General features: G+C 70.9%; 12 protein-coding genes. 6 read left to right on the top strand and 6 right to left on the bottom strand.

Going from position 1 to position 12,826, the window contains the following annotated elements; translation table 11 throughout:
- The 3 genes from O3W51_RS29760 to trhA all read right to left on the bottom strand — a co-directional run bounded on the left by O3W51_RS29760 (window position 1) and on the right by trhA (window position 3,266).
- Entirely contained in the window at window positions 1-651 is a 651-nt protein-coding gene (locus tag O3W51_RS29760) for a TetR/AcrR family transcriptional regulator (protein WP_232484662.1), read from the bottom strand.
- A gap of 5 nt (window positions 652-656) precedes the next feature.
- Complete coding sequence (locus O3W51_RS29755; RefSeq protein ID WP_269287766.1) at window positions 657-2,285, bottom strand: DHA2 family efflux MFS transporter permease subunit; 1,629 nt, start codon at window positions 2,283-2,285, stop codon at window positions 657-659.
- 282 nt (window positions 2,286-2,567) lie between these two features.
- Complete coding sequence (gene trhA, locus O3W51_RS29750) at window positions 2,568-3,266, bottom strand: PAQR family membrane homeostasis protein TrhA (RefSeq protein ID WP_138352149.1); 699 nt, start codon at window positions 3,264-3,266, stop codon at window positions 2,568-2,570.
- A 273-nt stretch (window positions 3,267-3,539) separates the two neighbouring features.
- Here trhA and O3W51_RS29745 point away from each other — a divergent pair, with 273 nt between their 5' ends.
- Window positions 3,540-5,351 (top strand): phosphoenolpyruvate carboxykinase (GTP), encoded by a 1,812-nt coding sequence (locus tag O3W51_RS29745; RefSeq protein ID WP_138352148.1) that lies wholly within the window; start codon window positions 3,540-3,542, stop codon window positions 5,349-5,351.
- Between the two features lie 296 nt (window positions 5,352-5,647).
- On the opposite strand, the gene O3W51_RS29740 is transcribed toward O3W51_RS29745, so the two are convergent.
- Entirely contained in the window at window positions 5,648-6,862 is a 1,215-nt protein-coding gene (locus O3W51_RS29740; RefSeq protein WP_138352147.1) for a pyridoxal phosphate-dependent aminotransferase, read from the bottom strand.
- Window positions 6,863-6,951: 89 nt separating this feature from the next.
- On the opposite strand from O3W51_RS29740, the gene O3W51_RS29735 reads away from it, so the two are divergent.
- Together O3W51_RS29735 and O3W51_RS29730 are read left to right on the top strand one after the other, a co-directional pair.
- Window positions 6,952-7,086: a hypothetical protein gene (locus O3W51_RS29735; protein ID WP_269287763.1), complete on the top strand. Its 135-nt coding sequence runs from the start codon at window positions 6,952-6,954 to the stop codon at window positions 7,084-7,086.
- A 24-nt stretch (window positions 7,087-7,110) separates the two neighbouring features.
- Complete coding sequence (locus tag O3W51_RS29730; protein WP_198357036.1) at window positions 7,111-7,254, top strand: hypothetical protein; 144 nt, start codon at window positions 7,111-7,113, stop codon at window positions 7,252-7,254.
- Window positions 7,255-7,263: 9 nt separating this feature from the next.
- Here O3W51_RS29730 and O3W51_RS29725 read toward each other — a convergent pair whose 3' ends face one another.
- Window positions 7,264-8,883, bottom strand: coding sequence for an N-acyl-D-amino-acid deacylase family protein (locus O3W51_RS29725; RefSeq protein WP_198357035.1), 1,620 nt, complete (start codon window positions 8,881-8,883; stop codon window positions 7,264-7,266).
- Between the two features lie 54 nt (window positions 8,884-8,937).
- Entirely contained in the window at window positions 8,938-10,215 is a 1,278-nt protein-coding gene (locus tag O3W51_RS29720; protein ID WP_138352145.1) for an amino acid deaminase, read from the bottom strand.
- A gap of 311 nt (window positions 10,216-10,526) precedes the next feature.
- On the opposite strand from O3W51_RS29720, the gene O3W51_RS29715 reads away from it, so the two are divergent.
- Genes O3W51_RS29715 through O3W51_RS29705 form a run of 3 tightly spaced genes read left to right on the top strand, consistent with a single transcriptional unit; the run spans window position 10,527 to window position 12,804 of the window.
- Window positions 10,527-11,615: a sugar kinase gene (locus tag O3W51_RS29715; protein WP_198357106.1), complete on the top strand. Its 1,089-nt coding sequence runs from the start codon at window positions 10,527-10,529 to the stop codon at window positions 11,613-11,615.
- Window positions 11,612-12,373, top strand: a complete 762-nt coding sequence (locus O3W51_RS29710; RefSeq protein ID WP_138352144.1) for an IclR family transcriptional regulator — start codon at window positions 11,612-11,614, stop codon at window positions 12,371-12,373. The genes O3W51_RS29715 and O3W51_RS29710 overlap by 4 nt, the downstream gene beginning before the upstream one ends.
- Complete coding sequence (locus tag O3W51_RS29705; protein ID WP_138352143.1) at window positions 12,370-12,804, top strand: RidA family protein; 435 nt, start codon at window positions 12,370-12,372, stop codon at window positions 12,802-12,804. Before O3W51_RS29710 ends, O3W51_RS29705 begins: the two co-directional genes overlap by 4 nt.
- The last annotated feature ends 22 nt before the right edge of the window (window positions 12,805-12,826 follow it).

Below are 12,826 nucleotides of genomic sequence, written 5' to 3'. Positions count from 1 at the left end.
CTAGAGGGTGAGGCCGCGCTCCAGCACGTCCAGGGTGCGTTCGACGACGTCCAGGAGTTCGCCCTGCTGGTCGTGCTCGCCCCAGTGCATGGTGGCCTCCTGGAAGGCGCCGAGCACCGCCCCGGTGAAGATCCGCAGTTCCAGGTCGTCCACCGGGCGGCCGGTGCGCTCGGCGAGGACGCCGGCGAGGATCCGGCCGGTCGCCGACATGCTCTCCATGGAGCGGGCGCGGACGGCCGGCACGTCCCGCAGCAGCCGGGCCCGCGCGCTGAGGTCCGCCCGTTCCTGCGGGTCCTCGCAGATGGCGCGCAGCGATTCCAGGAAGGCGTGCCGGATCGCCCGGAGCGGGGACTCGTCGGCCGGCCGGGCCCGGATCGCGGCCTCGATCAGCGGGTCGTACTCGTCCGTGAGGACGATGTCCTCCTTGGTGGGGAAGTACCGGAAGACGGTGCTGGGGGAGACGTCGGCGGCTTCGGCGATCCGGTCGACGGGCGTGGCGTCGTAGCCCTGCTCGTCGAAGAGCCGGTACGCGGCCCTGCGGATCGCCTGGCGGGTCTGGATCTTCTTCCGCTCCCGCAGGCCGATCTTCGGCGTGCCGGCGGGAGCGCCGGAGGGGGCGGTGGTCGGGGCGGCCGTCGTACGTGCGGACATGCCCGTCATTGTCCGGCATCGGCGGGCAGCGCGGCCACCGGCGGTACGGCCCCGGATGTGTTTCCGGCCTTGGCGCCCGCCCCGGCACTCGACTCGGCACCCGTCTCGGCGCCCGTCTCGGAAAGCGCCTCGCCGTCCGTTCCGGTTCCGGACCCGGTGGTGGCGTCGGCACCGGTCCTGGGGAGCAGTGTCGCGGTGAGCAGCGCCGCCACGAGGGCGGTGAGGCCGCAGACCAGCAGGACCGTCGTCATGCCGTGCACGTACGCGGCGTCCGCCGCGGCCGCGAGGCGGGTGTCGCCGAGCCTGCCGGCCACCACGTGGGCCGCGACCACGGAGTCGGCGGCGGCGTGCGGCGCCCCCGCGGGCAGCCGGTCGGCGTAGGCGCCGACCAGCAGCGAGCCGAGCAGCGCGATCCCGATCGCGGCGCCCACCTGCCGTACGGTGCTCAGCAGTCCCGAGCCGCTGCCCGCCCGGTCCGCGGGCAGTGCGCTGAGCGCCGCCGTCATGGCGGGGACCACCGCGAAGCCGAAGCCGAATCCCACGATGGACAGCCACAGGGCGGTGAAGCCGTAGCCGGTTTCGACGGTGGTGCGGCTGCCGAGGAACGCCGCGAAGGCGAGCACCACCAGGCCGCCGCTGATCACCGCGCGGGCGCCGAACCGCTGGATGAGGGGCGCGCTGCCCTTGGCGGCGAACATCACGCCGCCCATCATCGGCAGCAGCCGCAGGCCGGTGCCGAAGGCGTCGTTGCCGAGCACCGCCGTCAGATACGGCGGGAGGACGAACATCAGCCCGGAGAAGATGAACATGCCCAGGGTCGCGGCGAGCATGTTGAGCAGGAACGGGCGGTGGCCGAGCAGCGTCATGTCCAGCATGGGCCGGACCATCCGGCGTTCGCGCAGGACGAGGGTCGCGATCAGCACGGCGGCCCCGGCGAGCATCCCCACCACGACCGGGTCGGACCAGCCGCGGGCGGGCGCCTCGATGATCCCGTAGATCAGTGCGCCGAGACCGGCCGCGGTGAGCGCGGTGGAGACCGCGTCGACCCTGGGCGACGCCGGGTCGCGGGTCTCGGGCAGCAGGAAGACACAGGCGATGATCCCGAGGGCGGCCATCGGGACGTTGATCAGGAAGACCGAGCCCCACCAGAAGTGGTTGAGCAGGAAGCCGCCGATGATCGGGCCGAGCGGCATCCCGAGCGCGGAGGCGGCGGTCACGATGCCGACCGCCTTGGTGCGCTCCTGGGGCGCGAAGAGCGACGGCAGGACGGCGAGGGCGAGCGGCATCACCAGCGCGCCGCCGATGCCCATGACCGCACGGGCGGCGATGACCGGTTCGACGCTGGTGGCCAGCGAGCCGACGAGCGAGCCGACGAGGAAGATCCCGAGGCCCGTCACCAGCATCCGGCGGCGGCCGAAGCGGTCGCCGAGCAGCCCGGCGGGGAGCATCAGGGCGGCGAAGACGACGACATAGGCGTCCGCCAGCCACTGCTGCTCGCCGGTGGTGGCGCCGAGCTGGCCGGCCATCGTCGGCAGCGCCACGTTCAGGATCGTCATGTCGAAGCCGAGCACGAGCATGCTCGCGACCATGGCGCCGAGCGCCCACCAGCGCCTGGGGTCGAGCTGTGCGGTCATGACACTCCTCCGTCAAATCTTTAAGAGTTGCTATCAAGTGACAGTAACTCGCAAAAGATGGGGCCTGTCAATATTCAGATGTGCGCGCCACCGTGCACCGGGTACGCAGAGCCGTACGCAGGACCGGGTATGCAGAGCCGTACACAGGACCGGGTGCGCAGAACCGGGTACGCAAAGGCGCCCGCGACCGGATCGGTCGCGGGCGCCTGACGTGAGTCTGGGGCGGGCCGTTGGGCGGTGCCTTGAGCGGGGCATGAGCCGGAGTCCAGGACCCCGCCCCGGTTATGCGTGCTGGTACGCGACCAGCGAGATCCCGACGTAGTGGATGACGAAGGCCGCCAGCGTCAGGGAGTGGAACACCTCGTGGAAGCCGAACCAGCGAGGTGACGGATTGGGCCGCTTGAGGCCGTAGATGACGCCGCCCGCGCTGTACAGCAGACCGCCGACGACCACCAGGACCAGCACCGCGATACCGCCGGTGCGCAGGAAGTCCGGGAGGAAGAAGACCGCCGCCCAGCCGAGCGCGATGTAGCAGGGGGTGTAGAGCCAGCGCGGCGCGCCGACCCAGAAGACGCGGAAGGCGATGCCGGCCAGCGCGCCCGCCCAGACGAACCACAGCAGCGGGGTCGCCTTGCTCGACGGGAGCAGCAGGATCGCGAGGGGCGTGTAGCTGCCCGCGATGATCAGGAAGATGTTGGAGTGGTCCAGGCGACGCAGGATCGCCTCGCCTCGCGGGCCCCAGTTGCCTCGGTGGTAGAGGCCGCTCACGCCGAACAACGCGCAGGCGGTGACGGTGAACACGGCGCACGCGATGCGACCCCGAGTGCTCTCCGCGAAAGCGGTCAGCACCACTCCCGCGATCAGTACCGCGGGGAACATTGCGGCATGAATCCACCCTCTGAGGAGGGGCTTCAGCGGTACGGGCGGGTCGAGCTCTTCTACGGCTTGAGACACAGCGGAAGTCTCCTCGACGAGGTCCATAGCGTCAATGCTACCTACGGGGCCGTAGGTTACGGCACCGTAGGTATGGCAGGTGGAAGTGGCGATGCTCACCCTTCGCGCCCTGGACAGATCGGGTTTTCTCCCCCGACACTCATATGAGTGAGGTCGGCACCGGATGAGCGGCCACGTGGCGTCCGGGTCGCAGCCCCCAAGGGGCCGAGGTAGTTCCACCATGCGGACAGCAGGACTAGAGTCCGCAAAACCCTCAAATCTGACGCCGAATCTGTGCAAATTCGGCGGGACGGAGCGATCGTGGCGCGCGAAATTGCGGCTCCCACCAATCACAAGGACCTGATCGCCTGGGTCGGCGAGATCGCCGAAATCACCCAGCCGGACGAGATCGTGTGGTGCGACGGCTCGGAGGCCGAGTACCAGCGCCTCTGTGACGACCTCGTGGCGAACGGCACCTTCAAGCAGCTCGACCCCAACAAGCGCCCGAACTCCTACTACGCCGCCTCCGACCCCACCGACGTGGCCCGGGTCGAGGACCGTACGTTCATCTGCTCCGAGCGTGAGCAGGACGCCGGCCCCACCAACCGCTGGAAAGCCCCCGCGGAGATGCACGAGATCTTCTCGGGCGAGCAGGGCCTGTTCCGCGGCTCCATGCGCGGCCGCACCATGTACGTCGTCCCGTTCTGCATGGGCCCGGTCGGCTCCCCGCTCTCCGCCAACGGCGTCGAGATCACCGACTCCGCGTACGTCGCCGTCGCCATGCGCACCATGACCCGCATGGGCAAGGCCGTCCTGGACGACCTCGGCGAGGACGGCTTCTTCGTCAAGGCCGTGCACTCCGTCGGCGCGCCGCTCGCCGAGGGCCAGGCCGACGTGCCGTGGCCGTGCAGCACCACCAAGTACATCTCGCACTTCCCCGAGACTCGCGAGATCTGGTCCTATGGCTCCGGCTACGGCGGCAACGCCCTGCTCGGCAAGAAGTGCTACGCGCTGCGCATCGCCTCCGTCATGGCCCGCGACGAGGGCTGGCTCGCCGAGCACATGCTGATCCTCAAGCTGACCCCGCCGACCGGCGAGGCCAAGTACATCGCGGCCGCGTTCCCCTCCGCCTGCGGCAAGACCAACCTCGCGATGCTGCAGCCGACCATCCCGGGCTGGACCGTCGAGACCGTCGGTGACGACATCGCCTGGATGCGCTTCGGCGAGGACGGCCAGCTCTACGCGATCAACCCCGAGGCCGGCTTCTTCGGCGTCGCGCCCGGCACCGGCGACGACACCAACGCCAACGCCATGAAGACCATGTACGCCAACACGGTCTTCACCAACGTCGCCCTGACCGACGACGGCGACGTCTGGTGGGAGGGCATGACGGACGAGCCGCCGGCCCACCTCATCGACTGGAAGGGCAACGACTGGACGCCGGAGTCCGGCACCCCGGCCGCGCACCCCAACGCCCGGTTCGCCGTCCCGGCCTCGCAGTGCCCGACCATCGCGCCCGAGTGGGAGGACCCCAAGGGCGTGCCGATCTCCGCGATCCTCTTCGGCGGCCGCCGCGCCAGCGCGGTGCCGCTCGTCACGGAGTCCTTCGACTGGCAGCACGGCGTCTTCATCGGCTCCAACATCGCCTCGGAGAAGACCGCCGCCGCCGAGGGCAAGGTCGGCGAGCTGCGCCGCGACCCGTTCGCGATGCTGCCGTTCTGCGGCTACAACATGGGCGACTACTTCGGCCACTGGATCAAGATCGGCCAGCAGGCCGACGCCGCCAAGCTGCCGAAGATCTACTACGTCAACTGGTTCCGCAAGGACGCCGGCGGCCGCTTCGTGTGGCCGGGCTTCGGCGAGAACAGCCGGGTCCTGAAGTGGATCGTCGAGCGCCTCAACGGTGAGGGCGAGGGCGTCGAGACGCCCATCGGCATCCTCCCGGCCGCGGGCGCGCTCGACACCGAGGGGCTCGACATCTCGCAGGAGGACCTGGACCTGCTGCTCTCCGTCGACCTCGACGTGTGGCGCGACGAGGCCGGCCTGATCCCCGCCCACCTCGAGACCTTCGGCGACCACACGCCGAAGGAACTGTGGGACGAGTACCGCGCACTGGTCGCCCGCCTCGGCTGACCCCCCCGCCTCCGGCGCGGATCCCCTCTCACGGGGGTCCCGCCGGGCTCGGAAAACCTGAACTCGGGCGGCCCTCCCGCATGTGCGATGCGGGAGGCTGCCCGGTGGCGCGGCGCGCCCGACCGGTAGGCACCCCGACCAAGACCGTCTGCCGGACGGACCGATGCCAACCCTCACGCCGAGGGCCCGGTCACGACTCACGTCGTGACCGGGCCCTCGGGTGTTTTCCGGCGGGGCAGGCGAGCAGCCGGAGGTTGTGCCGGCCGCGGCCGGCACAACCTCCGCCGGCGCGAGCGTTACGGCTGGCTGTAGCCGTCCAGGAAGCGGGCGATGCGCGCGCACGCCTCCGTCAGGTCGTCGGCGTACGGCAGGGTCACGATGCGGAAGTGGTCCGGCTCGTGCCAGTTGAAGCCGGTGCCGTGCACGACCATGATCTTCTCGGCGCGCAGCAGATCGAGGACCATCTGCCGGTCGTCCTTGATCTTGTAGACGTTCGGGTCCAGCCGGGGGAAGAGGTAGAGCGCCCCCTTCGGCTTGACGCAGGTGACGCCCGGGATCTGGGTGAGCGCGGCATGCGCGGCGTCGCGCTGCGCGAGCAGCCGGCCGCCGGGCAGGACGAGGCTGTTGATCGACTGGTGGCCGCCGAGCGCGGTGGCGATCGCGTGCTGGGCCGGCATGTTGGCGCACAGCCGCATGTTGGCCAGGATCGTCAGACCCTCGATGTAGCTGGAGGCGTGCGACTTGGGACCGCACACCGCCATCCAGCCGCTGCGGTACCCCGCCACCCGGTACGCCTTCGACAGCCCGTTGAACGTCAGCGTCAGCAGGTCGGGGGCGATGGCCGAGGTCGGGGTGTGGGTGGCGCCGTCGTACAGGATCTTGTCGTAGATCTCGTCGGAGCAGACGATCAGCTTGTGGCGGCGGGCGATGTCCGTGAGGCCGCGCAGCATCTCGTCGTCGTACACCGCACCCGTCGGGTTGTTCGGGTTGATGATGACGAGGGCCTTGGTGCGGTCGGTGACCTTGCGCTCGATGTCGGCGAGGTCCGGCATCCAGTCGGCCTGCTCGTCGCAGCGGTAGTGCACCGCGGTGCCGCCGGCCAGCGAGACCGAAGCCGTCCACAGCGGATAGTCGGGCGCCGGGACCAGCACTTCGTCGCCGTCGTCGAGCAGCGCCTGCATCGACATCTGGATGAGCTCGGAGACGCCGTTGCCGAGGTAGACGTCGTCGACATCCAGCGGGATGCCCTTCGTCTGGTAGTGCTGCATCACCGCCCGGCGCGCCGAGAGCAGGCCCTTCGCGTCGCCGTAGCCGTGCGCGTCGCCCAGGGTGCGCAGCATGTCCTCAAGGATTTCGGGCGGGCACTCGAAACCGAAGGGCGCCGGATTGCCGGTGTTGAGCTTGAGGATGCGGTGGCCCGCCGCCTCGAGCCGCATCGCCTCTTCGAGGACCGGGCCCCGGATCTCGTAACAGACATTCGCGAGCTTCGTGGACTGGATCACCTGCTGCATGCCCGTCACCTTACGGGCGCGTACGGCTGCCCGCCCGGTGTTTTTCGCCACGTCGGGACGGCCGGAGCCCGCGCTGCCACACTGACACGGTGGCGTCGCCCTACTCTCCGCACTCCTCATCGCTGCCGTACTCCCTCCTCAACGACGAGCCGGTGTCCGCCACCGGACGCGATCTGCTCGGTGAGAGACGGGTCGCGGAACAACTGGCCGGACTGCTCGTTTGAGCCGACGGGAGGTACACCGGGCCGGTGGTCTTCTTCACCGGACGGGTCACTCTCGCGGGGCGCTCGCGGGCGTCGGCGCTGGGCGCCCTGGCGATCACGGCCGACTTCGAGGACGTCCGCGTCCTCCTGCACCGGCTCAGCCGGGAACGGACCGGCCGATCCCGCTGAAAGCGCCCGTCACCGCGCCCGCGCCGGCTCCCGCCGCACCGAGCGGCCCGCCAGCACATCCGTGCGCCGCCCGTCCTCGATGACGAAGCGGCCGTCGATGAGGACGTGCGGGATGCCCGTCGGGAGGACGCGGGGGGCGTCGAAGGTGGAGCCGGCGGCCACCGTCGCCGGGTCGAAGAGCGTCAGGTCCGCGCGGTAGCCCTCGCGGACCAGGCCCCGGTCGGGCAGTCGCAGCCGGGCGGCGGGGCGGGAGGTGAGGTGGGCGACGCACTCCTCCAGGGTCAGGATGCCGAGCTCGCGCACGTACTTCCCCAGGTATTCGGGGAAGGTCCCGTACGCACGAGGGTGCGGTTTGTAGCCCATCAGGATGCCGTCGCTGCCGCCGGTGTGGACCCGGTGCCGCATGATCGCCCGGACGTTCTCCTCGTGGCCGACGTGCTGCAGGATCGTCGATCCCAGCCGGTCGTTGATCAGCAGGCGCCGGGCCGTCACGAACGGCTCCTCGCCGCGTTCGGCCGCGCTGCGCGCGATGGTCCTGCCGACGCAGCCCGCGAGTCCGGGATCGCTCACCCCGGAGATCTCGATCGTCGACCAGTCCATCGGCACGCCATGGCAGCCGTCCGCCCCGTCGACCTCCATGACGTGGCGGATCTTCTTCGCCGTCACGTCGTCCCGCAGCCGCGCGAGGGTCGCCTCCGGGCCGCCCTCCGTCGCCCAACTCGGCAGCATCGCCGCGAGCGTCGTGCAGCCGGGGAGGTAGGGGTAGGTGTCGAGCGAGATGTCGGAGCCGGCGTCCAGGGCCCGGTCCAGCAGCGCCAGCAGGTCCGGCGCCTTTCCCTTGTTCACACCGAAGTTCATCGTGGCGTGCGCCAGGTGCAGGGCGCAGCCGGCGTCCCGGGTCAGTGCCACCATCTCCTCGTACGCCTGGAGCGCGCCCGCCCCGTACGAGCGGTGGTGCGGGCAGTAGTAGCCGTCGTACGCCGCCACCACCCGGCACAGTTCGGTGAGTTCGGCGTCCGACGCGTACATCCCGGGCGTGTACGTCAGCCCGGACGACAGCCCGACGGCGCCCTGTTCCAGCCCCTCCGCCACCAGCCGCTTCATCGTGGTGACCTCGGCCGCCGTCGCCGGGCGGTCCTCCCAGCCCAGCGCCAGCATCCGGACGGTGCCCTGCGGGACGAGATAGGCGGCGTTCACCGCGATGCCCCGGTCCAGCCGGTCCAGGTACTCACCGACGCTGCGCCAGTCGAAGTCGATGTCCGAGCCGTCGCCGTTCCAGCCAGTGATCTGCGCGCGGACCTCGGCGAGGGTGCGGTCGTCGACCGGCGCGTACGACAGCCCGTCCTGCCCCAGCACCTCCAGCGTCACACCCTGCGCCGCCTTCGCGGAGTGGTCGGGGTCCCGCAGCAGGGCCAGGTCGCTGTGCGCGTGCATGTCGATGAATCCCGGGGCCAGGGCCAGGCCGCCGGCATCGACGACGCGGGTTCCGGTCAGCCGGATGTCCCCGAACCGCGCTGCGTCCTCGGGCCGGATCACGGAGATCCGGCCCGCGTCGATGCCGACGTCGGCCCGGTAGGCGGCCTCCCCGCTTCCGTCGATGACGCTCACGTCGCGGAACACGAGATCCATGCCGGTGCCTTTCCTGTGCTCGGTCTGCTGGACTGGGCGAAAGGGTTCAAGGGTCTAGAAGAAGGTGCGGATGTAGTCCGTGACCGTGCCGTCCGCCTCGACCAGCGGCAGCAGCTTCCACTTGTCGAACGCCGTGCAGGGGTGGGAGAGGCCGAGTCCGACCCATTCGCCGATCTCCAGGCCGGCGCCGGGGGCGATGGCGACGAACGCGTGCTGGTCGGAGAGGGCCGTCACCGTCAGCCCGGCGGCCGACCGCAGCGCGCCGTCGGTGCCACGGACGACCTGGGGTTCCGGCAGCCCGAGGTCGAAGGAGGCGTCGCGCTTGCCGGCGTTGAGGAAGGCGAGCGCGCCTTCCGGCTTGGAGACGACCTGCGCCCAGAGCCGGAACGCCGGCTGGAGGGCGCCCTCCTGGGGGATGCGGTCGTGGAACGGGGTGATCTCGCGGTAGTGGCCGTCGTCATGGGTGATGTAGGCGCCGGAGCGCAGCAGCTTGAGCAGCGGCTTCGAGAAGTCCGTCGCCTCGACCGGCTGGAACACCTCGGCGACCGTGTCGAACCAGCCGCTGCCGCCCGCGCTGAGGATGATCTCGTCGGCGTCCGCGAAGCGTCCGGCGGCGTCGAAGTCCCGGGTGAGGGCGACGAGCCGGTTCAGCCAGTCCCGTACGGTCTCCTGGGTCTTGACGGGGATCTCGCCCTCGTACCCGGCGACCCCGACGAGCCGCAGATGGCGGGCCGCGCCGACCGCTTCGGCGACCTCGGTGGCGGCCGCGGCACCGCGTACACCGGTCCGGCCGCCCTCCTCGCCCAGCTCCACGACGACGTCGAGGGGGCGGGTGGCGTCCGCCAGTGCCGCGTCCATCAGTTCCACGCCGCGTACGGAGTCGACATAGCAGGCGAAGCGGAAGTCCGGGTCGGCGGCGAGCTCGGCGGCGAGCCAGCGCAGCGCCACGGCGTCGACCAACTCGTTGGCGAGGAAGATGCGTTGGACGCCGAAGGCGCGGTACACCCGGACCTGCGTGGGGACGGCGGCCGTGATGCCCCAGGCACCGTAGGCGAGTTGCCGGGCGAAGAGCTGCGGCGCCATGGACGTCTTGCCGTGCGGGGCGAAGGCGAGGCCGTACTTCTCGGAGTAGCTCTCCATCAGCGCGAGGTTGTGTTCCAGGGACTCGGCGGACAGCGTGAGCACCGGGGTGGTGAAGCCGCCGTCGAAGAGCGAGCGCCGCTCGGCCGCCAGCTCGCCGAGGGTCCGCTCCGCGGCGTCCGGCGGCAGACCCTTGAAGCGGTGGCCGACCCGCTCCTCGTGCAGCCGCTCGGTCGTCTTCGCGACGTCCATGGAACCTCCTGGAGAATCTCTGCGCGGACCTTCGCGTTGCAACATATGCAACGTGCATTGCATGTCTTGCTTCCTGCTGTCTAACATCCCGGCAAGCACCGGGTCAACGGTGTGTGAAGCACCGGCCGGGCCGGAACAGCGGTCCTCGCCGAACCGAACAGCACCCGCCGGCCGGCCCGGACAGCAACTGTCCGACAGCCCGGACAGCAACCGTCCGACCGCCCCACCCGACAGCCCCATGAGGAGCGAGAGCGACCGTGACCGCAGTCCCGAGCGGCCCGCAGTTCGACGTAGCGTGCCTTGGCGAATCCATGGTCACCTTCGTGCCCTCGCAGCCCGGCAGCCTCGCCGAAGTCCCCGCCTTCCACCGCGGGATCGGCGGTGCCGAGTCCAACGTCGCCTGCGCCCTCGCCCGCTCCGGTCACAGCGCCCGCTGGATCAGCCGGGTCGGTGGCGACGGCTTCGGCGACCATCTGATCCGCGCCGTCGCCGCGACCGGCGTCGACGTCACCGCCGTCCAGCGCGACGCCGACCGCCCCACCGGCATCTACTTCAAGGAGCAGCTGGCGGACCGTACCGCCGTGCTCTACTACCGCGCCGGTTCCGCGGCCGCCGCCATGTCACCGGAGACCGTGCACCGCCGCGACGCCTGGTCCGGCCGCATCCTGCACCTGTCCGGCATCACCGCCGCGCTGTCGCCCGAGTGCCGTGCCCTGATGCGCTCCCTCGTCACCCGCGAGCCCGGCCGGCCCCTCGTCTCGTACGACGTGAACTTCCGCCCGGCCCTGTGGGGCACCGGCGACGACCCCTGGCTGCTCGCCGAACTCGCCCGCGGCTGCGACATCGTCTTCGTCGGCGAGGACGAGGCGCAGGACGCCTGGGGGCTGGCCGACGCGGCCGCCATCCGCACCGCGCTCCCGGAGCCCGCCGTCCTCGTCGTCAAGCAGGGCAGCACGGGCGCCACCGCCTTCACGGGTGACACCGCGACCTTCGTCCCCGCCCTCGCCGTCGACGTCGTCGAACCGGTCGGCGCGGGCGACGCCTTCGCCGCCGGGTTCCTCTCCGCGACCCTCCGCGGCCTGCCCCTCGCCGACCGGCTGCGCCACGGGCACGTCATGGCCGCCGCCGCCCTCACCGTCCCCGGCGACCTCGGCACCCCGCCCGCGCGCGCCCACGCCGACGCCCTTGTCGCCCTCGGCGAGGACGCGTGGGGGACACTGCGGCTGGGCCCCGGATGGACGGATCGGGCCGACGGCACGGATCGGGCCGGCGGGACGGAACCGGCGGGGCAGTCGGAACCTGTCCGGCGGCCGGAGCCGGCCGGGCAGTCCGATCGGGCCGGGCAGTCGGAACCGGCCGGACAGACGGATCGGGCCGGACGGACGGAGAAGGACAGATGAGCCAAACAGTCGACCGCGCCCTGCGCATCCTGCCGCTGCTCGCGGAGGGACCCGCCAACCTCGAACAGGTCGCCACCCGCCTCGACGTCCACAAGTCCACGGCGCTCCGGCTGCTGCGCACCCTGCACGAACACGGCATGGTCTACCGCCAGGAGGACCAGCGGTACCGGCTCGGCGCCCGGCTCTTCGCCCTCGCCCAGCAGGCCATGGAGACGCTGGACGTGCGGGAGATCGCCCACCCGCACCTCCTCACGCTCAACGAGAAGATCGGCCACACCATCCACCTCGCGGTCTACGAGGAGGGCGAGGTCGTCTACATCGACAAGGTCGAGAGCCGCTACCCCGTCCGGATGTACTCGCGGATCGGCAAGCCCGTCGCGATCACCGTCGCAGCCGTCGCCAAGCTGCTCCTGGCCGACCTCCCCGAGGCCGAGCGCCGCTCCATCGCCGAGCGCCTCGAATACCCCAAGTACACGGCCAGGTCGACACCCGACGCGGCCGCCTTCCTCACCGAGCTCCTGCGGGTACGTGACCAGGGCTGGGCCACCGACCTCGGCGGCCACGAGGAATCCATCAACTGCGTCGGCGCCCCCATCCGGGGCGCGGACGGCAGGATCGCCGCGGCGATGTCCGTCTCCGCGCCGAACGTCGTCGTCACCGCCGACGAACTGCTCAAACTGCGCCCGCTGATCCTCCGTACCGCGGAGGCCATCAGCCGGGAGTACTCAGGAAACACCGTTTCGAAGGACACCCCATGAGCGACAACTCCCGGACCCACGGGTCCCCCCTCCAGAAGACCGCCATCACCCCGGCGACCCACACCACCCCGCCCGCCCGGTTCTCGCACGGCGTGCGCAAGGGGAACCTGCTCCAGGTCGCCGGCCAGGTCGGCTTCCTGCCCGCCGTTGACGGCCAGGCCCCCACCCCCGCCGGCCCGACGCTCCGCGAACAGACCCTCCAGACGTTCGCCAACGTCAAGGCGATCCTCGAAGAGGGCGGCTCCTCCTGGGAGGACGTCATCATGACGCGCGTCTACCTCACCGACACCGCGCACTTCGCCGAGTTCAACGAGATCTACAACGAGTACTTCGCCGGCCTCAAGGAAGCGCCGTCGGCCCGCACCACCGTCTACGTCGGCCTCCCCGCCGGCCTGCTGATCGAGATCGACGCGCTGGCCGTCCTCGGCTGACGGTCCCCCCGAACCCCCGAAC

It is taken from the genome of Streptomyces sp. H39-C1, from assembly GCF_027158125.1.
Lineage (GTDB): Bacteria > Actinomycetota > Actinomycetes > Streptomycetales > Streptomycetaceae > Actinacidiphila > Actinacidiphila fildesensis.
Note: the sequence above shows the minus strand (reverse complement) of the source record. Positions and strands in the feature narration are given on the sequence as shown.

Bases quoted from the DNA above. Each gene is read 5' to 3' on its own strand.
- O3W51_RS29705 (WP_138352143.1), top strand. From the start codon at position 12,370: ATGAGCGACAACTCCCGGACCCACGGGTCCCCCCTCCAGAAGACCGCC.
- O3W51_RS29740 (WP_138352147.1), bottom strand. From the start codon at position 6,862: ATGCAGCAGGTGATCCAGTCCACGAAGCTCGCGAATGTCTGTTACGAG.
- O3W51_RS29725 (WP_198357035.1), bottom strand. From the start codon at position 8,883: ATGGATCTCGTGTTCCGCGACGTGAGCGTCATCGACGGAAGCGGGGAG.
- O3W51_RS29710 (WP_138352144.1), top strand. From the start codon at position 11,612: ATGAGCCAAACAGTCGACCGCGCCCTGCGCATCCTGCCGCTGCTCGCG.
- trhA (WP_138352149.1), bottom strand. From the start codon at position 3,266: ATGGACCTCGTCGAGGAGACTTCCGCTGTGTCTCAAGCCGTAGAAGAG.
- O3W51_RS29715 (WP_198357106.1), top strand. From the start codon at position 10,527: ATGGTCACCTTCGTGCCCTCGCAGCCCGGCAGCCTCGCCGAAGTCCCC.
- O3W51_RS29760 (WP_232484662.1), bottom strand. From the start codon at position 651: ATGTCCGCACGTACGACGGCCGCCCCGACCACCGCCCCCTCCGGCGCT.
- O3W51_RS29755 (WP_269287766.1), bottom strand. From the start codon at position 2,285: ATGACCGCACAGCTCGACCCCAGGCGCTGGTGGGCGCTCGGCGCCATG.
- O3W51_RS29720 (WP_138352145.1), bottom strand. From the start codon at position 10,215: ATGGACGTCGCGAAGACGACCGAGCGGCTGCACGAGGAGCGGGTCGGC.